Raw genomic sequence first — 22,147 nt, 5'->3', positions numbered from 1 at the left:
GTTCAAGCCATACAGACAATGCCCGATTCGCGATAGAGTGGACAGTAATCGCGCCGTCGCCACCAAATACCCCAAATAAGCTCGACTTCGGGTAGGAGGGTCGACGGCGTATTGCGTGTCAGCGGGATTATCCCCGTCCAAGCCTCAATGGAAGGAACGCCGCAGTGGCGACTGAATCCTTAGTAGAAGAGTTCTCACTTACCGAGTTGGATCGTAAGGCCATCGACACCACCCGTGTCTTGGCAGCCGACGCCGTAGAAAAAGTTGGCAACGGCCATCCAGGTACCGCCATGAGCTTGGCTCCGGCAGCATATCTAATCTTCCAGAAGCACCTCCGTCACGACCCGAAGGATCCGAACTGGATCGGTCGCGACCGCTTCGTGCTCTCCCCCGGTCATACTTCGCTGACCTTGTACCTACAGCTCTTCCTTTCCGGCTACGGCCTAGAGATGGAAGATATTGAGGCGCTACGCACCTGGGGCGCTAAGACCCCGGGTCACCCAGAGGTCGGTCACACCGCCGGCGTGGAAATCACCACCGGCCCATTGGGCCAGGGTCTTGCCTCAGCCGTTGGCTTCGCCTACTCACAGCGTCGCATGCGCGGCCTGCTGGATCCTGCCGCAGAAGCTGGCACCAGCCCGTTTGATCACACGGTTTACGTAATTGCATCCGATGGCGATCTGCAGGAAGGTGTCACCTCGGAGGCATCTTCGTTGGCAGGTCACCAGGAACTTGGCAACCTCGTCGTAATTTACGATGACAACAAAATTTCTATCGAGAACGACACCGACATCGCGTTCACCGAAGATGTTCTGGGTCGCTACGACGCCTACAACTGGCACACCCAGCGTGTGGACTGGACCGTCACCGGCGAGTACGTCGAAGATATGGCAGCCCTAGACGCAGCGATCCGTGCCGCCAAGGCAGAGACCTCGCGTCCCTCGATCATCGCTCTGCGCACCATTATCGGTTGGCCTTCACCAACCAAGCAGAACACCGGCGGCATTCACGGTTCAAAGCTTGGTACTGAAGAAGTTGCAGGGCTCAAGAAGGTTCTAGGCTTTGACCCAGAACAGTCATTCCATATCGAAGACGAAGTGTTGGCTCACGCCCGCGAGGTTGTTACCCGTGGCGCGGCACTGCACGAGTCGTGGAATGAAACCTTCAACGCCTGGAAGAGCGCCAACCCTGAAGAGGCTGCTCTACTTGAGCGTCTGCAGGCTGGCGAACTGCCCGAGGGCTGGACCGAAAAGATCCCAACCTTCGAACCAGGTTCCACGATGGCTACCCGCGCGGCTTCAGGCAAGGTCATCAACGCCATTGCCGACGAGTTGCCAGAACTATGGGGCGGCTCGGCCGACCTGGCAGGCTCAAACAACACCACCATCGATACCGCGAAGTCCTTCGCTCCAGAGCGTCGCTCCACGGACTCGTGGGATACCAGCCCATACGGCCGCGTCCTACACTTCGGTATCCGTGAGCACGCTGCTGCTTCGATCGTGAACGGCATCGTGCTGTCCTCGCCGACTCGCGCATTCTCCGGCACCTTCCTGATCTTCTCGGACTACCAGCGCCCGGCTATCCGCTTGGCAGCGCTGATGGGTGTTCCATCGATCTTCGTGTGGACCCACGACTCCATTGGACTGGGCGAAGACGGCCCAACCCACCAGCCAGTAGAACAGCTGGCATCGTTGCGCATCATCCCGAACTTCGACGTCGTCCGCCCAGCGGACGCCAACGAGGTTGCCTACGCATGGCGCGGAATGCTGGAACTGACCGACACCCCATCGGGCATCGTGCTTTCACGTCAGAACCTGCCAATCTACGACCGTTCGGCCGCCGGTTTCCGCGGCGCCGAGGGCACCTTGAAGGGTGGTTACATTCTGGCCGAAGCTGTCCTCGACGGCACAGAAGTCACCCCAGATGTCATCTTGCTGGCCACCGGCTCCGAGGTTGAGTTGGCCGTTGAAGCCCGCGAAGAACTGGCAACCAAGGGTATTGCAGCCCGCGTGGTTTCACTGCCAAGTTTCGAATGGTTCGCCAAGCAGGACGCCGCCTACCGTGAAGAAGTTCTTCCGGAAGCCATCACCGCCCGCGTCTCGGTGGAAGCCGGAGTCGCTCAGGGATGGCGTGAACTAGTTGGTTCCGCAGGCGAGATCATCTCGCTGGATCACTTTGGTGCCTCCGCAGATTACAAGAAGCTCTACAGCGAATTCGGTATCACTACCGAAGCAGTTGTCGCAGCCGCCCAAAAAGTTGTTAAGTAAGGAACTGGTACACAATATGTCTAACCCAAACACCCAGGCCCTGTCCGACGCCGGCGTATCCATCTGGCTCGACGACCTTTCCCGCGAACGCTTGACCAGCGGCTCGCTAGCCAAGCTCATTGAAGAGAAGAACGTAGTTGGTGTCACCACCAACCCGTCCATCTTTGCCGCGGCGCTGTCCAACGCGACCGTGTACGGCGAAGCTATCGCCGAGCAGCGTCACAAGTCCGTCGAGGACGCGATCACCGAGATCACCAGTGACGACGTGGCCGCAGCGTGCGACCTGTTCCGTCCGATCTTCGATTCCAGCAACGGTTTTGACGGCCGTGTCTCCATCGAGGTTGACCCTCGTCTGGCCCACGACACCGCACAGACCATCATCCAGGCCAAGGCCCTGTACCAGCGTGTAGACCGTGAAAACGTACTGATCAAGATCCCAGCAACACTGGCCGGTCTCGAAGCAATCACCGAAACCATCGCCGAGGGCATCAGCGTCAACGTCACCCTGATCTTCTCGCTGGAACGCTACCGCGAGGTCATCAACGCGTACCTGATCGGCCTGGAGAAGGCCAAGGCTAAGGGCCTTGACTTGTCCAAGATTCACTCGGTTGCTTCCTTCTTCGTGTCCCGCGTGGATTCCGAAATCGACAAGCGTCTGAATGCGATTGGCACCGAAGCAGCCTTGGCCCTTCGCGGCCAGGCCGGTGTGGCTAACGCCCGTTTGGCTTACCAGGTCTTCGAAGAATCCTTCGCTTCCGCACGCTTCGAGGCACTGGCTGCCTCCGGCGCCAACGTCCAGCGCCCACTGTGGGCCTCGACCGGCGTGAAGGATCCTGCCTACCCGTCCACCCTGTATGTCACCGAACTTGTGGCACCGCAGACCGTGAACACCATGCCGGAGAAGACCTTGGACGCTACCGCGGCCGAGGCTGAGATTCGCGGCAACGTGGTTTCGGGCAGCTACGCCCAGGCTAACGGCGTGCTGGACGCACTGGCAGCCCAGGGCATCGACTACAGCGAGATTGTGTCTCTGCTTGAGGTCGAGGGCGTTGAGAAGTTTGACGTCGCGTGGAACGAACTGTTGGAAGACATGTCGGTGGCCTTGAAAGAGGCCAAGTAAATGGAATTGGGCCTGGTAACTTCCGGGGAGGCCCTCGCGTCGGTTGACCAGCTTCTGCCGAAGCTGATCGAAGCCCGGATTGGCAGCCGTATCGCCAATCAGGACCCAACCGTGTGGGGTGCATCAGCAAAGTCTGAGGCGTCAATCCGTTTGGGCTGGGCACAGCCCTTCGAAGCGGCCGAAAAGTTGCTTCCACAAATCTTGGAGCTGCGCGAGCAGTTGCTGGCTGAAGGTCTTACTCGGATCGCCTTGTGCGGTATGGGTGGCTCCTCGCTAGCACCCGAGGTGATTGCCGCGCATGACGAGGTAGACCTGGTCATCTGCGACACGACCGACCCACAAATGGTTTCGACCATCGTGAACACCGATCTGGAGCGCACCGTAGTGGTTGTCGCCTCCAAGTCGGGTTCCACCGTGGAAACTGATTCACAGCGTCGGGCCTTCACCACGGCTTTCGAAGCCGCAGGCATCGATCCTGCCACGCGGCTAGTGCTGGTCACCGATCCGAGCTCCCCCATGGATAACCCGGAAGGTGTGCGCGCGATCTTCAATGCCGACCCTAACGTTGGCGGACGATACTCGGCGCTCACCGCTTTTGGTCTAGTACCAAGCGGTCTTGCCGGGGCAGATATTGAAGCGCTTATCGAGGAGGCCGGATTAATCTCCGACCTGCTGAGCAGCGACGACGAAGACAATATCGCCTTGCACTTGGGTGCAGCGCTGGTGACCGCAGGACGCGACAAGCTAGTCATTGCAGAAATTGGTGACGCGCTTCCGGGCTTCGGCGACTGGGCCGAACAGCTCATCGCAGAATCCACCGGCAAGCTCGGCAAGGGTGTTCTTCCAGTGGTCGCTGACGCGAACGCACCGGAGCTGAAGAATATCGCAGCAGACATCCTGCCGCTTTACCTCCACGAGCAGTTGCCCGAAGAAGTTGATGAAGCAGCCACGGCGATTCACATCAGTGCGCCACTGGGTACCAGCTTCATGATCTTCGAATATGCAACTGCGGTCGCCGGCTACCTGCTGGGCATCAACCCGTTCGACCAGCCAGATGTGGAGGCAGCTAAGGTTGCCGCTCGTTCACTGTTGGACGCTCCAACCGCCGGTTCCCCGGACACGGTGGATGGCAGCGTTGAACTGTTCGGCACGCAAGCCACTAACCTAGCTGGCGCCTTGGACGAGTTGACTGCACAGTTGGGTGAGGACGGATACCTATCCATCCACGCTTATCTGGACCGCCATGCGGACGCTGGCCTAGAAGCGCTACGCGACCTACTGGCCGAACGCACCGGACGCCCGGTGACCTTCGGCTGGGGTCCACGGTTCTTGCACTCCACCGGCCAGTACCATAAGGGTGGCCCCCGTCAGGGAGTCTTCCTGCAGGTCACCGCAAACCACGAGCAGGATCTAGAGATCCCGGGCCGTCCCTTCAGCTTTGGCGGTTTAATTACCGCTCAGGCGACCGGTGATGGTGCGGTGCTCTCGGACGCAAAACATGGCCGTCCGGTACTGCGCGTGAATCTAACCGACCGCGCCGCGGGTATCGCGGCGCTGCTTGAGGCTGCGAGCTAACAAAAAATATGAGTAATCCACTTCGCGACGCCCGCGACCGGCGGCTTAACCGCATCGCCGGTCCGGGCGCGCTGGTGTTCTTCGGAATCACCGGCGACCTGGCCCGCAAAAAACTTATGCCCGCGGTCTATGACCTGGCCAACCGCGGCCTACTACCCCCAAACTTTGCCATTGTCGGCTTCGGCCGCCGCGACTGGACGGCAGAAGACTTCGCCAATCAGGCTCGCGAATGGATCTTGGCCAGCGCGCGAACCCCGTTTAACGAGACGGTCTTTGACCAGCTGGCCGCTGGAATGCGTTTCATTTCCGGCGCCTTTGATGATGACAATGCCTATGAAAAGCTCGCCGAAACCCTCGACGAGCTGGCAGAGTCCCGGTCCACCGGACGAAACCACGCATTTTATCTTTCCATCCCACCGAGCTGGTTCGACGTAGTCTGCCAGAAGCTCTCCGAGCATAAACTCGCCAAGGATGAGAACCCGGGTTGGGAACGCGTAGTCATTGAGAAACCTTTCGGCCATGACCTACAAAGTGCCAGGGAACTGAACCAAATCGTTGAATCGGTATTCCCCGCCGATTCGGTCTTCCGCATTGACCACTACCTGGGCAAAGAAACAGTGCAGAACCTACTGGCACTGCGCTTCGGCAACCAGATGTTTGAGCCACTGTGGAACAACAAGTACGTGGACCACGTGCAGATCACCATGGCCGAGGACATCGGCATCGGTGGACGTGCAAGCTACTACGACGGTGTGGGCGCAGCCCGCGATGTCATCCAGAACCACCTGCTCCAGCTGCTCGCACTGACCGCCATGGAGGAACCTATTTCCTTCAATGCGGATCATCTGCGCAGCGAGAAGGAAAAGGTACTCACCGCTGTTCAGCTACCCGAGGATCTGGGGCAGGCAAGCGCTCGCGGCCAGTACACCTCCGGTTGGCAGGGTGGCGAGGAAGTAGTCGGATTCCTGGATGAAGAAGGCTTTAACCCGCTTTCCAAAACCGAAACCTACGCTGCGGTCCGGCTGAACATCAATACCCGTCGTTGGAATGGTGTCCCGTTCTACCTGCGTGCAGGCAAACGTTTGGGCCGCCGAGTCACCGAGATTGCGGTGGTCTTTAAGCGGGCACCAAACCTGCTGTTCACAGATCACGCTGATGACGAGTTTGGTCAGAACGCGTTTGTCATCCGAGTCCAGCCAGATGAGGGGGCAACTATCCGTTTCTCCTCCAAGGTACCCGGCACCCAGATGGAGATCCGCGATGTCACCATGGACTTCGGCTACGGTAACGCGTTCACCGAGTCTTCCCCCGAGGCCTACGAGCGTTTGATCCTCGACGTGCTACTGGGTGAACCACCGTTGTTCCCCCGCCACGAAGAAGTTGAGCAGTCTTGGCGCATCCTTGACCCATTCGAAGAGTATTGGGCCGCGCAACCCGAACAGCCAGATCCTTATCTGCCAGGTTCGTGGGGTCCGGCCAGCGCGGATGAGTTGATGGCTAAAGATGGAAGGACGTGGCGACGACCATGATGATTGATCTTCCCAATACAACCACCAATAAGGTGGCCAAGAAGTTGATCTCCTCGCGCCGCACCCACGGTGTGGTGGCGCTATCTCGGGTACTGACCTTGGTGGTCATTACTCGTGAGGGTTTCGCTGAGAATGCCATTGAGGCGGCCAACTTGGCCAGCCGCGAGCACCCCTGCCGAATTATTGTGGTGGTGCGCGGTTCGGAAAAGGGCGAAAATCGCCTGGACGTGCAGATCCGCGTCGGCGGAGACGCCGGAGCTTCCGAAGTCATCGTGATGCGTACGCACGGCCCTAATATGGTCGCGGATGAAGCGTTGATCTCGGCCCTGTTACTGCCAGATGCCCCCATTGTTGCCTGGTGGCCACATGGGGTTCCAGCAGATCCGTATAACACCGCGCTGGGCAAACTTGCACACCGACGGATCACGGACTCCAACGAGACTAGTGACCCCACCGAGGCGCTGTTCCAACGGGCCAGCACCTACCGGGCTGGAGACACCGACCTTGCGTGGACACGCATCACCCTGTGGCGCGCGCAGCTGGCCAGCATCATTGATTTGATCGGCACCGAAGGCTTGACCGGCATCACCGTGAAGGGTTCAGAAAATTCACCGTCCACCTCACTGCTGGCAGCCTGGCTGACTATGTGCTTGGAGGTTCCGGTAACCATCGCGGCGGATAAGTCCACCGGTGGTCTATCTAGTGTCCGACTAACCCGCGAGGCCGGGGACGTGGAACTTTCGCGTCCTTCCGGTGCGGTGGCTCACCTGTACCTACCTGGCTCAGCTCCCCAGCGAATCTCGCTGCCACGGCGTTCGGTGGCCGAGTGCCTGGCCGAAGAAATGCGCCGACTCGACGCCGACGACGTCTTTGGCGAAGTCATCACCCGTGGACTTGCCTTGACCAACCTTAGGAGCATCCGTTCCAGTGATCGCTAGACAAATTGTCATCCATGAAGATGCTAATGCGACCGCGCAAGGTATCGCCGCGCGATTGATCACCTCGATCGCCGACGCTATTGCCGCTCGCGGAGTGGCCCACGTGGTGGTGACCGGCGGTTCGCTGGGCATTGCGACGTTGGTTGCCGTGGCACAAAACCCTGCAAACATCGCGGTGAATTGGTCCGCCGTCCACTTCTGGTGGGGTGATGAACGATTTGTCGCTGCCGACAGTGCGGACCGCAATGCGGTGCAGGCCGAACCGTTATTCGCTGCCTTAGACTCACTAGGACTTGAGCGGGCTAACGTGCACATGACCGGTGACAGTGACTCCTACGCTAGTGCCGAGGACGCGGCAGCTGCCTACACGCAGTTGCTGGCCGAGGAAGCCAGCGATGGTGCCGCAAATCCGGTGTTTGATGTATTGATGTTGGGCATGGGCCCGGACTCGCACGTGGCGTCGCTGTTCCCGAATCACACTCGTTCCGATGAGCTCGGCGCGATTGCGGTACATGACTCCCCTAAGCCACCACCTCATCGGGTGTCGCTGACCATGAGCACCATCAACACCGCCCGTGAGGTTTGGTTGTTGGTCTCCGGTGCGGAGAAAGCCCCGGCCTTGGCAGCAGCCCAGCACGAGGTTAACGAGCTGGCGGTGCCGGCTAGCGCCGTTCAAGGCACCGAAGCAACTCGCTGGTTGATTGACCGTAGCGCGGCCACGCTACTCTAAGCACAGACAAAAACCGGTGTTTCCCATGTGTGGGAAGCACCGGTTTTTGTGATTTGAAAGGACTTCCCTTGAGTACCCTCGCACATTCAGAACAGCCAACTCGAATTACGGTGATCGGCGCCGGCGTCATCGGGTTATCCAGCGCCCATGAGTTAGCAAGTGCCGGCCACCAAGTCACCGTGATCGCCGATCAAGACAGCTTAGAAACCGTCTCGGCGGTAGCCGCCGCCATCTGGTTCCCCTACCATTCCGAGAACTCCCCCGCCGCGGACCTGTTACTTGCCCGCTCCCTGGCGCGCTTTGAACAGCTAGCTGACATCGCCGAGACCGGGGTGGATTTGCGCACCGGATTAAACGTCGACCATGTGCCTGGAGCCGACCGCTCATGGACAAAAATCGTGGCAAACGTGAGTGAGGCACCCCCAGCAGATCTGCCCGAAGGCGCCTTCGCCGGAGCCTATGCAACGGTTCCCATCATCACAATGAGCACCTATCTGTTGTGGCTGAAACACGAGGTGGAAAAGCTGGGAGTGACTTTCATCCATGAGACCATCAAGGAACTTAAAGAGCTGGAGCATGACGCCGACGTAGTGGTGATCGCCGGCGGCTTGCGTGGCGGCGAGCTACTGGGCGATGACGATACGGTGTACCCAATTCGTGGCCAGGTCCTCCGACTGGCGAACCCGAATAACCTGAGAAGTTGGTTGTGCGACGATGACTATCCGGATGGGGTTAGCTACATTATTCCGCGGCGTGACGACATTATTGTCGGCGGCACCGACACCGCCCATGACTGGAACCAAGAATTTGACCCAGCTACCGCAACACAAATCCTGTGCCGTGCCACCGCGCTGGTGCCGGAACTGGCAGGACTACAAGTTCTCGAGCATAAGGTTGGCTTGCGTCCGGCACGAGCGAGCATCCGTTTAGAACTCGTCTCGGGCCACCCGCTGCCAGTGGTGGCTGCCTACGGCCATGGTGGTGCGGGAGTGACCCTCTCCTGGGGTACGGCACAACGCGTTGCTGAACTCGTGGACAGCGCACTTAGTTGACCCACAACATGGGCCCTGGTAAGCGTGTCTCCGCGGCGTAGTCGGGCACAAAACCGACGATTAGTCACCCCTCGAAAACAACCCAGAGGGGTGACAATCGGGGCTTCCGCTACGCTTGGTCCCTTCGCTTTTTGAGCCGCTAATATGCGCTACAAATCACACTAGACAAAACACGGTTCAGGCGTAGTATTTCATTCGTTACTCCCGCACGCGCATAAGCACGATGCAACTTCGAACGATGTGAAACTATGCGCGCAAATTCATCTAGACCCCCGCACAGCCGGGGACAAATTGCACTGGCACAACCAGCCCAGGTCGTCGCATTGGGATTCTTAGGTGCGATTCTTGTTGGCGGCTTATTGCTAGCTAGTCCGTGGGCGAACAGCGAAGGCCAATTCACTTCCTTGGTCGATGCGATTTTCACCGCGACTTCCGCAGTCTGCGTGACCGGGCTGACCGTGGTGGACACGGCGACCTACTACACGCTCTTCGGCAAAATCATCATCATTGTGCTCATCCAGCTCGGTGGCTTAGGGATCATGCTCGTCGCGTCGCTGTTGAGCATGTTGTTGATGGGAAAAATTGGCACGCTTACCCGGCTCTCCAGTCAACGCGAAAGCAGTGCACTCAGTGGGCAGGATATCCGCACCGCCGCGAAGACGGTGTTATTCCTGTCCCTGTCCATCGAAGCACTCACGGCCTGTGTGTTGGCCATCCGGTTCTGGCTCAGCTACGACCACAGCTTGCCGTTGGCCCTGTGGCATGGCGCATTCCATTCGATCTCGGCCTTTAACAATGCCGGCTTTGCCTTGTATTCGGATAATCTCATGGGCTTTGTTGACGACCCGTGGATTAGCCTACCGATCAGCTTTGCCATCATCCTCGGCGGTCTAGGATTCCCCGTGCTCGTACAGCTGCGCCGTTACGGTTCGAACACCCTGAAATGGAGTATGAATACTCGACTGGTCTTGCTGATGACAGCGATTCTGCTCGTCGGCGGCACCGCATTCATCACAATAATGGAATGGAACAACCCCAAGACGCTCGGAGCACTGGATCCAGCAGGCCGCCTCTTGGCCGGATTCTTCCAATCAGTGCAGACGCGTACCGCGGGTTTCAACTCCATCGACATCGGAGCCATGCATCCGGCAACCTGGCTAGGCATGGATGTGCTCATGTTTATCGGCGCCGGACCGGCTGGTACTGCTGGTGGCATAAAGATCACGACGGTTGCGGTCTTGGCATTCATCATCATTACTGAGCTACGTGGAGATGCTGCCGTGAACGTGTTGGGCAAACGTCTCTCACGTTCGGTCCATCGCCAAGCGCTCACCGTTGCATTACTGGGTGCCGCAGCAGTTTTTGCCGGGACTATGTGCTTGGTGTTGTTTACCGACTACTCACTGGATCGTTGCCTCTTCGAAGCGTCGTCGGCTTTTGGTACCGTCGGGCTGAGTACGGGCATCACCGCGGACCTGCCCGACGCGGCCAAAGCAGTGTTGATAACTCTGATGTATCTGGGGCGCGTGGGAGTGCTTTCCCTAGGCTCTGCACTAGCCCTGCGCAATCGAAAGGCTCTCTATGAGCTCCCCAAAGAAAGGCCGGCCATTGGCTAAGCTACTAAATTTCCGTTCAGAATCGAAGATTGCCGCCACTGCCGATTCGGTGGCTGTCATTGGGTTGGGCCGCTTTGGCAGTTCACTTGCGTTAGAGCTGATGAAAACCGGCACTCATGTATTGGGTATTGACCAGCATGAGGACAATGTTCAGGCGCTCAATGGCGAATTGACGCAGGTAGTCAAGGCCGATGCCTCCCGCCGGGAGGTTCTTGAACAGCTAGCCATCCATGACTTTGACCGAGTAGTTGTTGCCGTGGGCAGCCACCTGCAGTCCTCAATCTTGTGCTGTTCTCTACTTGTGAGCATGAAGATTCCGCTGATTTGGGCGAAGGCGCAAGATGACAGGCATGGGCTGATACTTGAGCAACTCGGCGTTAACCATATCGTCTATCCAGAAAAAGACATGGGCCGCAGGGTGGCCCACCTGGTCCGCGGGTCAATCATGGATTACCTGGAAGTGGACCCCGGATACGCCATGGTTAAGATGCTGGCGCCAAAGTCTCTCTGTGGGATTCCGTTGAGCGAAACTCAGACAAGAAAAAAGTACCGGGTGACCATCGCGGCCAAGGCCAGCGGAACAGGTATCTGGCAGAACACCGATGTAGACACCGTGCTCAATGAAGGCGATCGGGTGCTGGTGCTCGGCTCCACCGTAGATACTGATCGATTTGGGCAGCTACGTTAACAGGATGCACGCAAGCTTAACGAATTTGAGGGTCCCACTTACGTGAGACCCTCAAATTTTAGTCGCTTATGACTCGACGCTAAATCGCATCACTAGCGCCAGACCGATAATGACGGCGCCCCAGACCAGACCCAAAATAATGGTGATTCGGTTCAGGTTGCGCTCGGCAACGCCTGACGAACCCATCGAGCTGGTCATGCCGCCACCGAACATGTCGGACATACCGCCGCCTCGACCCTTATGAAGCAGGATCAGGAGGGTTAGCAAGACACTGGTAATGCCCAGTAGTACTTGCAGAATGATCTTGATGATATCCAAGTCGACGGTTCCTTAATTAGATTCAGTCGGTGACCAGATGGTGCTCGAACCTTACAATATTAGCAAATTCTTCGGCATCCAAGCTAGCACCACCGACCAACACGCCATCAACATCTCGTTCGCGCATGATTGCGGCGGCGTTTGCAGCCTTGACACTGCCACCGTAAAGCAGGCGCGCCTTCTGCGCAACTTCTTCACCGAAACGCTCCGTCAGTGCCCCACGAATCGCGGAACACATTTCCTGAGCGTCTGCTGGTCCGGCAACTTCACCGGTTCCAATGGCCCATACCGGTTCGTAGGCTACAACCAGGGTTGCTGCCTGCTCGGCGGTAATGCCCTCCAACGACTCGGCAAGCTGTGTCAGCGTGTAAGCAACGTGTTCGCTTGCCTGACGCACCTCAAGGCCTTCCCCAACACAAAGTACCGGGGTCACCTCGTGGCGGTAAGCGGCGGTAAGCTTCGCGGCCACCACTGCGTTGGTCTCGTTGTGGTACTCACGTCGCTCCGAGTGGCCAACCAGCACATAGCTGCAACCGAGCTTGTTCAGGAACTGACCGGAAATTTCTCCGGTGTACGCACCCGAATCCTGGGCGGACAAATCCTGAGCGCCATAAACGACATCCAGCTTATCGCCAAGGGTCAGGGTCTGCACACCACGGATGTCGGTAAACGGTGGGAACACCGCAACCTCAGCGCGATCATAGTCGTGCTGTGCATCCTTCAGAGTCCACGCCAATTTCTGCACCAGAGTGATGCCCTGGACGTGGTCCATGTTCATCTTCCAGTTGCCGGCAATTAGCGGCTGACGCACATAGGCGCCGTTATTCGACATCGTCATAATTTAGCCTTCCAAAGCGGCAACACCGGGCAGGGTCTTACCTTCAAGGTATTCAAGTGACGCTCCGCCACCAGTGGAAATATGGCCGAAATCATCCTCAGAGAAGCCCAATGCACGTACCGCAGCAGCAGAATCGCCACCGCCAACTACGCTGAACGCCTCGGAATCAGCCAGAGCCTGGGCCACCGTACGGGTACCCTCGGCAAAAGCTGGGATTTCAAAGACGCCCATTGGGCCGTTCCAGAACACCGTGTTTGCACTCGTGATGTAGCTGGCGAACAGTTCCGCAGACTTTGGACCAATGTCCAAGCCCAAACCGTTAGCGCCGAAGCTTGCGTCCTCGATCTTGTCGGCGTCAAGCACCTCGTGCTCGGCGTCGGCACCAAACTTGCTGGCCACCACCACGTCACTAGGAACAATGATGTCGCAGCCAAGCTTTTCAGCTCGGGTCAGGTATTCCTGGCAGACAGAAATCTGATCTTCTTCAAGCAAGGATCCGCCAATAGCGTGCCCCTGAGCCTTCAGGAAGGTGAACGCCATGCCTCCACCGATCAGCAACTGATCTGCTTTGCCAAGCAAGTTGTCAATGACCGCAAGCTTGTCCGAAACCTTTGAACCGCCCAAAACGACAACGTAGGGACGCTTCGGAGCCTCGGTTAGGGTCTTGAGAACCTTGATCTCAGTAGCGACGAGATCGCCCTGATAGCTAGGCAGCAAAGCCGCAATGTCGAAGACCGAAGCGTGCTTACGGTGAACCGCGCCAAAGGCATCGTTCACATACGCGCCGTTATCGCCGGTCAGCAGAGTCAAGGCCTTAGCGAATTCCTCGCGCTCGGCATCCACCTTGGAGGTTTCGCGAGCGTCGAAACGCACGTTTTCAAGTACGAGAACCGAACCTTCGGTCAGCGCTGCAGCGGACTCGCGAGCAGAATCGCCCACAACGTCGGTTGCTACACTGACCTCAAAGTCGGATAACTCGTTCAACCGATGTGCTGCCGGAGCGATGGAATACTTCGAATCGACCTGACCCTTTGGGCGGCCCAGGTGCGCCATCACAATGACCTTGGCGCCAGCCTCGGTCAGTTTGGTGATCACCGGAAGGGACGCGCGTACGCGTCCGTCATCAGTTACGGTCGCCCCGTCGAGCGGTACATTCAGGTCACTACGAACCAAAACGTACCGCCCGCGGACACCGTCAGCGAGTAAATCGTCGAGAGTGTGAGAAGTCATGTCTCTAGGTTATCGACTAGAGGCTTGATCCCACGAATTCAACAAGGTCAACGAGTCGCGAAGAGTAACCCCACTCGTTGTCGTACCATGCCACAACCTTGGCGGTATTGCCGATCACCGTAGTCAAACCAGAGTCAAAAATAGCCGAGTGAGAGTTCGTCACAATATCCGAGGAAACCAATGGATCGGTCGAGTACTCAAGGTACTCAGCCATTTTGCCTTCGGTTGCAGCCTTCTCGAAGGCCGCGTTGATCTCTTCCACGGTGGCGGTACGTGCCAGGTTGACCGTCAGGTCGGTAGCTGAGCCCGTTGGAACCGGCACGCGCATGGCGTAACCGTTGAGCTTGCCCTTCAACTCTGGCAGGACCACACCGATGGCCTTGGCGGCACCGGTGGAAGTTGGGATGACATTCAGCGCTGCGGCACGCGCACGGCGAGGATCGCTATGCGGGGCATCTTGCAGGCGCTGGTCTGCGGTGTAGGCGTGAATGGTGGTCATTAGACCGTCAACAATGCCGAATTCATCATTCAACACCTTGGCCATAGGGGCCAAGCAGTTGGTGGTGCATGAAGCATTGGAGATGATGTGGTGGTTTGCCGGATCATACTTCTCGTGGTTGGCACCCATCACGATAGTGATGTCTTCATCCTTGGCCGGAGCCGAGATGATGACTTTTTTTGCGCCAGCAGCAATGTGCTTCTTGGCGTCTTCGGCTTTGGTGAAGAAGCCCGTCGATTCGATGACGACATCGACGTTCATCTCGCCCCATGGAAGGTTTGCCGGGTCGCGCTCGGACAGAACCTTGATGCGACGTTCTCCGACGACGATGGTATCGCCGTCTACGGATACCGGCTGGCCGACTGGGCCGAGCACGGAATCAAATTTCACCAGGTGAGCAAGGGAATCGATTGAACCAAGGTCATTGACGGCGACGATGTCGATGTCTGCGTTGTGTGCAAGAGTTGCACGCAGGAAGTTGCGTCCGATTCGACCGAAACCATTGATTCCAACACGAGTTGTCACGTGACTATCTCCTCTAAATGGGATGACGTTGCCACAACCGTGCTTTTCACGGAGGTGGCCTGCTTATCTAAGAGGACACTCCGTTGTGCCGTGATTGCGGACCTCGCTAGACGCGAGGTCCGCAACACACTTGAAACATTCTACGCGATAAACGCGGAAAATGTGAGGTGAATTACCCGAAGGTTAATTCAATGAAAATTACTTACCTGGAACGATGAGCGAAGCGGCGCCGGTGCGGGCTGCTTCGAAGCGTGCCTGGACATCTGCCCAGTTCACGATGTTCCAGAAGGCCTTGACGTAGTCAGCCTTAACGTTGACGTAGTCCAGGTAGAAGGCGTGCTCCCACATGTCCAGCATCAACAGTGGGATGGTTCCGACTGGAACGTTGCCCTGCTGATCGTAGAGCTGCTCGATGACCAGCTGGCCGCCCAGTGGCTCGTAAGCCAAGATTGCCCAACCCGAACCCTGCAGGCTCATGGCCGAAGCGGTGAAGTGGCCGCGGAAAGCGTCGAACGAGCCGAAGAACTCGTCCAGGGCTGCTGCCAACTCGCCGACTGGCTTGTCGCCACCCTCTGGGGAGAGGTTGTTCCAGAAGATCGAGTGGTTGGTGTGTCCACCCAAGTGGAACGCCAGGTCCTTCGAAAGCTTCGGGATGTTACCGAATTCGCCCTTTTCGCGAGCTTCTGCCAACTGCTCCAACGCCGAGTTTGCGCCAGCAACGTAGGTTGCGTGGTGCTTCGAGTGGTGCAGCTCCATGATGCGAGCCGAGATGTTCGGCTCTAGTGCAGCGTAGTCGTACTGCAATTCAGGCAGTGAATAAACAGCCATGATTCTCCTCAATCTTCTCAATTGGTTGAATCTCCGCGGAAGGTCTCCCGCGGGGACAATTTTTACTGTTCCAGTTCATCTACTGGAACACTGGACTCAGTGCCAGGTATTCCCATATCACCGGCTTTTTTATCAGCCATCGCCAAAAGGCGGCGAATGCGACCGGCGATCGCGTCTTTGGTCATCGGCGGCTCGGCCATGCGACCCAGCTCGTCCAATGACGCTTGCTTGTGCTCCAGACGCAGGACTCCGGCGTAACGCAGATGCTCGGGCACCTCGTCACCAAGAATTTCTAGCGCCCGCTCTACACGGGCGCCAGCAGCTACGGCGGCCTGTGCACTGCGGCGCAGGTTAGCATCGTCGAAGTTCGCTAGGCGGTTCGCGGTTGCGCGAACCTCTTTACGCATCCGACGTTCCTCCCACACCATGAGTGCATCATGTGCACCCATACGGGTCAAAAGCTGAGCGATAGCATCGCCATCGCGAATGACCACGCGGTCCACGCCACGTACCTCGCGCGCTTTAACGGTGAGGTCAAGACGTCGAGCAGCACCGACCAGAGCCAGTGCGGCTTCCGGCCCAGGGCAAGTGATTTCTAATGCGGAACTGCGTCCAGGTTCGGTCAACGAACCATGCGATAAGAACGCACCGCGCCAGACCGCTTCCGCATCCGCGGTGGAACCGTTAACAATCACCGAGGGAAGCCCACGCACGGGACGTCCACGCTGATCTAGCAGGCCGGTCTGCCGCGCTAAAACTTCGCCATCCTTGGCAACGCGCACGATGTATCGACTACCCTTGCGGATTCCGGAACCAGAGACCATGACAATCTCTGCGTCGTGCCCGTAGAGCTCGCCAATGGCGACCTTGAGTCTGCGAGCGGTCGCAGCCAAGTCAACCTCGGCCTCGATAACTATTCGCCCGGAGACAATATGTAGTCCGCCGCTGAAGCGGAGCATGGTCGAAACCTCGGCCTTACGTACCGATGGCTTGCGAATCTCAACCCGCGACAGCTCGTCTTTGACGGAAGCCGTCAATGCCATGAATCAAACTCCCTTACATAGATCCGATTAGGACCCTATTGCGGTAAACACCTCATGATAGGCCGCCGCTAAGCGCAACGGGTCGTGCTCGGCACGACCGTCAGATACCCCTACTCTACTAAAGAAGACACGCGCACCGAGTTTTTGCGCTGCCAGCTCAAATCTCTCCTTGTTACGAATCCGCGCTTCATCTGCGATAATCGCATCAAATTTTACTTCTGGAGCGTAGCGTCCTAATACTTCAAGATGCGCTGCAGCGTCCATTCCACTGGTTTCCGCGGTGTCCGTGGCCAAGTTCATCGTCAGCAGTTTTTTAGCGGTTGTGTCGGCAAGGGCCTGACGCATATCGGGTAGCAATAAATGTGGCAACACCGAGGTATACCAAGACCCTGGGCCAAGGATGACCCAGTCGGCCAGCTCAATCGCGTCCAACGCTTCGGAACAAGCAGGCGCATCAACTGGTTCGAGATGAACGTTAGCGACCAGTCCCCCACCCCCGGCAGCTGCCAGTCGGGCTTGCCCGTCAATGCGTCTCTTAATTAAGGTATCGGTCACTTCGTCCGCTTCAAGGACTTCACCATGAATGGACAAAGGAACGGTGCTCATCGGAAGTACCTGACCGCGTGCGCCCAATAGCGCACCGGCCCAGCGCAAGCCGGCCACTGGATTATCCAGCAGTTCCCAAAGTGCGAGAATCAGCAGGTTACCCACCGCGTGACCATTGAGCGGTTCTTCGGGATGCTCATCCGATTTAAACCGGTGTTGCATGACATCGCGCCAAGTGCGGCCCCAGTCATTATCGTCACAGAGCGCTGCGAGCGCCATGCGCAAATCTCCTGGAGGCAAGACGTCAAAGGAGCCGCGTAAGCGACCTGAGCTGCCACCGTCGTCTGCTACCGTCACTACCGCGGTCAATTCGGTAGTTAGTCGGCGAAGTGCCGAAAGTGAGGCGGACAGACCATGTCCTCCACCCAACGCAACCACCGAAGGGTTGCGCATATCATCGGGCCGGGTAAGACCCTGAATCGGGATCGGTCCCGTTGCGAATGCCATCGAAGACTACTCCCGGCCTAGATCACGGTGCGTGATATTCACTCGCACATTTGGCAGCTGCGCCAAGCGACGCCCCAATTCGATGGTAGTCGCGACTGAACGGTGCTTACCGCCGGTGCAACCCACAGCGATGGTGGCATAGTGCTTGTTTTCGCGGCGGTAGCCCTCAAATACAGGTTCAAGTGCCTTCAGGTAATTAGTGATAAATTCATTGGTCCCCGGCTGACTCAAGACGTAATCTGAGACTTCTTTGTCTTTTCCGGTCTGCGGGCGTAGCTCGGGAACCCAGTGTGGATTCGGAATGAAACGTACATCCGCCACGTAGTTGGCGTCGGTAGGAAGACCATATTTGAACCCAAAGCTCATCACGTTAATACGCAGAATAATTGGCCCAGATTCAGCAAACAGCTCGGTGGCCGAACGCGCAAGGTCATGGACCGACATTGAGGTCGAGTCCAAGATCAGTTCGGCAGCTTCACGCAGTGGTCCTGTAACGTCACGCTCACGTTGAATACCGTCGAGGATACGCCCGTCTTCCTGCAACGGGTGCGGGCGGCGACCCTGTTCGAACCGGCGAACCAGGACTTCGTCGCTGGCATCCAGATAAACCATGCGGTACTTCACCCCGCCACTGGTCAGCAGGGCCAAAGATTCACGAATCTCTGGGAACAAATCCTTCGAGCGAACGTCCATGACCACTGCAAGCCGTGCAATGGTTCCACGCGATCGACTCATCAGCTCGGTGAGCATGCCCAGCATCGATGGTGGGAGGTTCTCCACCACGTACCAGCCAAGGTCTTCTAGCGCATGGGCAACAGTGGTTCGTCCCGCGCCAGACATGCCCGTGACGATCACGAGCTCGGATTCCGGAGGTTTTACAGCTTCATACTCGGTGGTCATAACTCAAGGCTAGTCGACAATTTCACCGGTAGTCATGTTCACACCCGCACGTGAAGTATCTTCTAAGGATTCCTTGATGGAAGTCGCAAGTTTTTCCCCGACTCCGGGGACTTCCATAAGTTGTTCCAGCGTCGCAGTACGGATCTTTTTCATGGACCCGAAATGTTTACGCAACGCTTCCTGTTTGGACTTGCCCAAACCGTTAATAGCGTCCAAATCCGAAGAAATCATCGACTTAGAACGCTTCGCCCGGTGGAACGTAATGGCGAAACGGTGCGCTTCGTCGCGCAGTCGCTGTACTAGATATAGAGCTGCTGAAGCACGAGGCAGAATCACCGGGAACGGATCTTCAGGCAACCAGAGCTCTTCGAGACGTTTCGCTAGACCGACCACCGGAATATCATCAATACCCAAGTCATCTAGGGCTTTCTGAGCGGCCGCTACCTGTGGCGGACCACCGTCAACAATCACTAACGACGGGGGGTAAGCGAATTTTCTCTTCTCGGTCGTTCCAGCCTCAACTTCCCCGGTACTAAACGTATCCGGGTCAAGTTTTTCTTTCAGATATCTGTTGAAACGACGGTAGATGACGTCATACATGCTGGCCGTATCATCTCTCGCCGCGTCGCCGGTGATAGAGAATTTTCGATACTCGCTCTTCTTCGGCAGCCCGTCTTCAAAGACCACCATCGAGGCGACTACGTTGGTTCCCTGCGTATGCGAAGCGTCGTAACATTCGATACGTAAGAGCGCAGTTTCCGCACCCAGGGCTTCCTGGAGTTCTTGCATTGCGGCCGAACGAGTCGAAATATCTCCGGCGCGTCTGGACTTGTGCAGACGTAATGCTTGTTCGGCGTTTTCAACCACGGTCGAGGCCAGTGCCGCTTTGTCACCGCGCTGTGCGACCCGCAGTGAAACATTGGATCCGCGCAGTTCGGTCAGCCAGGTTGTTACGTCTTCAATATCGTCAGGCAAGGTAGGGACCAGTACCTCGCGTGGGATCCGGTCCGCATGATCGGCATAAACCTGAGTAAGTAATTGCTCCACAAATTCGGCGTCGGTTAGGTCCGCAACCTTTTCCACGACCCAGCCGCGTTGTGAACGAATTCTGCCGTCTCGTACGTGGAAGACCTGCACGGCAGCTTCGAGTTCATCTGCATGAATACCGAAAACATCAGCCTCGGTATTCTCGGCAAGAACCACGGCATTACGTTCGAAGACCTTATTCAACGCAGCAATGTCATCACGGTAGCGCGCGGCCTTTTCGTACTCGAGCTTACCCACTGCCTCTTGCATTTGACTGGTGAGTTGGCGCGTGAATTTCCCTGCTTCACCACCCATAAAAGTGCAAAGGTCATCTGCTAGTTCCCGGTGTTCCTCGGGACTGATACGACCCACACAGGGCGCGGAGCACTTGTCGATATAGCCCAGCAGGCAAGGGCGGCCCGACGCTTCGGCGCGTTTAAAAACGCCCGGTGCGCAGGTGCGGACCGGGAATACACGCAAAAGAGTGTCGAGCGTTTCGCGAATTGCTTTGGCTGGGTAAAACGGGCCAAAGTATTTGACGCCCTTACGTTTGTCTCCCCGCATCACCAAGGCACGAGGGAACTTCTCATCCATCGTTATTGCCAGGTACGGGTAGGTTTTGTCGTCTCGGAAGACGATGTTAAAGCGTGGGGTGTATTCCTTGATCCAGGTGTATTCCAGCTGCAGTGCTTCAAGCTCCGAGCCTACGGTGGTCCATTCAACACTCGCCGCGGTGAATACCATCGCACGAGTTTTAGCCGTTAGCCGCTGTGGGTTAACGAAGTAGGAGGCCAACCGGTTGCGTAACACACGGGCTTTGCCGACATAAATTACCCGACCGTGCTCGTCGCGGAAACGATAGACACCGGGTTTAGTGGGGATATCCGATGATTGGGGACGGTAAGTGGCTGGATCTGCCATAACTACTTCGCGTCCGGTGGCAGCTGGTTGTACGAGTCGACGCGTTCCTGTCCGCTTAGTTCGGCAATTGCGTCGACAATCCTGTCGGTGGCACGACGACGCTCCGGCAGCGGGTGTTTACGTCCCAACTGCTCGAAGTACAACGGTTCGCCGTAATGAATGGAGAATTTGGTGGGGCGAATCCCCTTCGCACCCGCAGGCTGAAGCTTTTCTGTGCCGATCAATCCCACGGGGATCACAGGAACACCTGTGGTCAGCGCCAACCATCCCACGCCAGTACGGCCTCGGTACAGCTTCCCGTCACGGGAACGCGTACCTTCTGGATAAATACCGATTCCGCTTCCGCTTTCAACGATCTCAACTAACGAGTCCAAGGCTGCCACGGAAGCTGCCTGCTCACCACGCTGCACAGGGATAGAACCTACAGACTCGAAGAAGGTCTTCATGGCTTTGCCTTTAAGACCCGGCGTGGTGAAATACTCCGCCTTCGCAAAAAAAGCGACATCTCGTGGGGTGAGTGCCTGGACGATAATCGAGTCCAGAAAAGAGAGGTGATTTGAGGCGACGATGAAGCCGCCTTCCTTGGGCACGTTATGCAGGCCGGTGATTTCCGGGCGGCACAGGGTGTGCAGCATCCCGCGAATAGATGAGCGGGTCATAGTGTAAAGACTCATTACTTCTGGCCCTCCTGCATCAATTGTCCTTCAAACCGTGCCGCACGTTCTTCACCAAGCAGTAGCACCGCAAGTTCTTGCACGGTAGCTACCTGGTGGTCGGCCACGTCTAATTCGTTTTCAAGCGCGAAACCCCAGCTGACACCAATAGAGGCAACCGAATTTTCACGACCGGCGTCGAGATCGTAGTACCGATCCCCCACAACCACGCAGCGCGCCGGGTCCAGCTTACCTGCGGTGAGCGCGGCGTGGACAATATGGGTTTTGCTCGATCCCAGGGAACCGTGCTCTGATGCGTTGCCAAAGATTGCATCTAGCGACGGGCCGAGGTTCTGCTTGCTAATCAGCTCTCGCGCGATAGGTTCTGGCTTGGCGGTAGTGACCGCCACATAGATCCCGGCTTCTCGCAGAGCTTTCAAAAGTTCGCGAATACCCGGATAAACCCGGGACGCTGCCATGCCAACTTTGGCGTATCGGGCCCGGTAATCGGCGATGATCTGGTCGATATTCCCATCGGTGACACCGTCCAGAGTGCGCAACCCGATTTGCAGGGGTGGACCCACTAACGCTTCGACAGCTTCCTCCCCCGGATCGGTGACGCCATTGGCCACTAGGGCATGACGAATTCCGGATGTTATGGAACCTGCCGGGTCCACGAGAGTCCCGTCCAGATCAAAGAGCACACTTGTTACCGACATATTCACCTAGACATCTTCCCATGAAGCGGACTCACGTAAGCAATCCATAACTGAAATCGCATATTCAGTGGGTCCGCTT

General features: G+C 57.3%; 20 protein-coding genes. 9 read left to right on the top strand and 11 right to left on the bottom strand.

What is annotated here, in order from left to right; genetic code table 11:
* The first annotated feature begins 164 nt into the window (after positions 1 to 164).
* The 9 genes from tkt (at position 165) to IEX04_RS11580 (ending at position 11,515) form a co-directional block, all read left to right on the top strand.
* Positions 165 to 2,267, top strand: coding sequence for a transketolase (gene tkt, locus IEX04_RS11620; RefSeq protein ID WP_096254591.1), 2,103 nt, complete (start codon positions 165 to 167; stop codon positions 2,265 to 2,267).
* A gap of 16 nt (positions 2,268 to 2,283) precedes the next feature.
* A complete protein-coding gene (gene tal / locus IEX04_RS11615) occupies positions 2,284 to 3,387 on the top strand; it encodes a transaldolase (protein ID WP_096254590.1) in 1,104 nt (367 codons plus the stop codon).
* Positions 3,388 to 4,962, top strand: a complete 1,575-nt coding sequence (locus tag IEX04_RS11610; RefSeq protein WP_188685851.1) for a phosphoglucose isomerase-related protein — start codon at positions 3,388 to 3,390, stop codon at positions 4,960 to 4,962.
* A gap of 8 nt (positions 4,963 to 4,970) precedes the next feature.
* Complete coding sequence (gene zwf / locus IEX04_RS11605) at positions 4,971 to 6,491, top strand: glucose-6-phosphate dehydrogenase (RefSeq protein ID WP_096254588.1); 1,521 nt, start codon at positions 4,971 to 4,973, stop codon at positions 6,489 to 6,491.
* The gene (locus IEX04_RS11600) at positions 6,488 to 7,429 is read left to right on the top strand and encodes a glucose-6-phosphate dehydrogenase assembly protein OpcA (protein ID WP_096254587.1); all 942 of its coding nucleotides are present in this window, start codon (positions 6,488 to 6,490) and stop codon (positions 7,427 to 7,429) included. The genes zwf and IEX04_RS11600 overlap by 4 nt, the downstream gene beginning before the upstream one ends.
* Positions 7,419 to 8,159, top strand: coding sequence for a 6-phosphogluconolactonase (pgl, locus tag IEX04_RS11595; protein ID WP_096254586.1), 741 nt, complete (start codon positions 7,419 to 7,421; stop codon positions 8,157 to 8,159). Before IEX04_RS11600 ends, pgl begins: the two co-directional genes overlap by 11 nt.
* Before the next feature lie 68 nt (positions 8,160 to 8,227).
* Entirely contained in the window at positions 8,228 to 9,211 is a 984-nt protein-coding gene (locus IEX04_RS11590; RefSeq protein ID WP_188685849.1) for an FAD-dependent oxidoreductase, read from the top strand.
* 248 nt (positions 9,212 to 9,459) lie between these two features.
* On the top strand, positions 9,460 to 10,827 hold the full coding sequence (locus IEX04_RS11585) for a TrkH family potassium uptake protein (RefSeq protein ID WP_188685847.1): 1,368 nt from the start codon (positions 9,460 to 9,462) through the stop codon (positions 10,825 to 10,827).
* A complete protein-coding gene (locus IEX04_RS11580) occupies positions 10,793 to 11,515 on the top strand; it encodes a potassium channel family protein (RefSeq protein WP_229677114.1) in 723 nt (240 codons plus the stop codon). Before IEX04_RS11585 ends, IEX04_RS11580 begins: the two co-directional genes overlap by 35 nt.
* A 66-nt stretch (positions 11,516 to 11,581) precedes the next feature.
* Here the strand turns inward: IEX04_RS11580 and secG are convergent, their stop codons facing one another.
* The 11 genes from secG to IEX04_RS11525 all read right to left on the bottom strand — a co-directional run bounded on the left by secG (position 11,582) and on the right by IEX04_RS11525 (position 22,068).
* Positions 11,582 to 11,833 (bottom strand): preprotein translocase subunit SecG, encoded by a 252-nt coding sequence (gene secG, locus IEX04_RS11575; RefSeq protein WP_096254582.1) that lies wholly within the window; start codon positions 11,831 to 11,833, stop codon positions 11,582 to 11,584.
* Positions 11,834 to 11,855: 22 nt separating this feature from the next.
* Positions 11,856 to 12,671, bottom strand: coding sequence for a triose-phosphate isomerase (tpiA, locus tag IEX04_RS11570; RefSeq protein WP_096254581.1), 816 nt, complete (start codon positions 12,669 to 12,671; stop codon positions 11,856 to 11,858).
* Positions 12,672 to 12,674: 3 nt separating this feature from the next.
* Positions 12,675 to 13,901 carry a phosphoglycerate kinase gene (locus IEX04_RS11565; protein WP_096254580.1) on the bottom strand — a complete coding sequence of 409 codons (1,227 nt, stop codon included), beginning with the start codon at positions 13,899 to 13,901 and terminating at the stop codon, positions 12,675 to 12,677.
* Between the two features lie 16 nt (positions 13,902 to 13,917).
* Positions 13,918 to 14,925 carry a type I glyceraldehyde-3-phosphate dehydrogenase gene (gene gap / locus IEX04_RS11560; RefSeq protein ID WP_096254579.1) on the bottom strand — a complete coding sequence of 336 codons (1,008 nt, stop codon included), beginning with the start codon at positions 14,923 to 14,925 and terminating at the stop codon, positions 13,918 to 13,920.
* A gap of 198 nt (positions 14,926 to 15,123) precedes the next feature.
* On the bottom strand, positions 15,124 to 15,753 hold the full coding sequence (locus tag IEX04_RS11555; protein ID WP_096254578.1) for a superoxide dismutase: 630 nt from the start codon (positions 15,751 to 15,753) through the stop codon (positions 15,124 to 15,126).
* Between the two features lie 62 nt (positions 15,754 to 15,815).
* Positions 15,816 to 16,796 carry a DNA-binding protein WhiA gene (gene whiA / locus IEX04_RS11550; RefSeq protein WP_096254577.1) on the bottom strand — a complete coding sequence of 327 codons (981 nt, stop codon included), beginning with the start codon at positions 16,794 to 16,796 and terminating at the stop codon, positions 15,816 to 15,818.
* A gap of 27 nt (positions 16,797 to 16,823) precedes the next feature.
* Positions 16,824 to 17,849: a gluconeogenesis factor YvcK family protein gene (locus tag IEX04_RS11545; protein WP_188685845.1), complete on the bottom strand. Its 1,026-nt coding sequence runs from the start codon at positions 17,847 to 17,849 to the stop codon at positions 16,824 to 16,826.
* Positions 17,850 to 17,855: 6 nt separating this feature from the next.
* Positions 17,856 to 18,749: an RNase adapter RapZ gene (gene rapZ, locus IEX04_RS11540; RefSeq protein WP_096254575.1), complete on the bottom strand. Its 894-nt coding sequence runs from the start codon at positions 18,747 to 18,749 to the stop codon at positions 17,856 to 17,858.
* A gap of 9 nt (positions 18,750 to 18,758) precedes the next feature.
* The gene (gene uvrC, locus IEX04_RS11535; protein WP_096254574.1) at positions 18,759 to 20,696 is read right to left on the bottom strand and encodes an excinuclease ABC subunit UvrC; all 1,938 of its coding nucleotides are present in this window, start codon (positions 20,694 to 20,696) and stop codon (positions 18,759 to 18,761) included.
* Positions 20,697 to 20,698: 2 nt separating this feature from the next.
* Complete coding sequence (locus tag IEX04_RS11530; RefSeq protein WP_096254573.1) at positions 20,699 to 21,370, bottom strand: lysophospholipid acyltransferase family protein; 672 nt, start codon at positions 21,368 to 21,370, stop codon at positions 20,699 to 20,701.
* Positions 21,370 to 22,068, bottom strand: a complete 699-nt coding sequence (locus tag IEX04_RS11525) for an HAD hydrolase-like protein (RefSeq protein WP_229677113.1) — start codon at positions 22,066 to 22,068, stop codon at positions 21,370 to 21,372. Before IEX04_RS11525 ends, IEX04_RS11530 begins: the two co-directional genes overlap by 1 nt.
* Positions 22,069 to 22,147 lie beyond the last annotated feature (79 nt).

The organism is Glutamicibacter ardleyensis, assembly GCF_014644555.1.
Classification (GTDB): Bacteria; Actinomycetota; Actinomycetes; order Actinomycetales; family Micrococcaceae; genus Glutamicibacter; species Glutamicibacter bergerei.
Note: the sequence above shows the minus strand (reverse complement) of the source record. Positions and strands in the feature narration are given on the sequence as shown.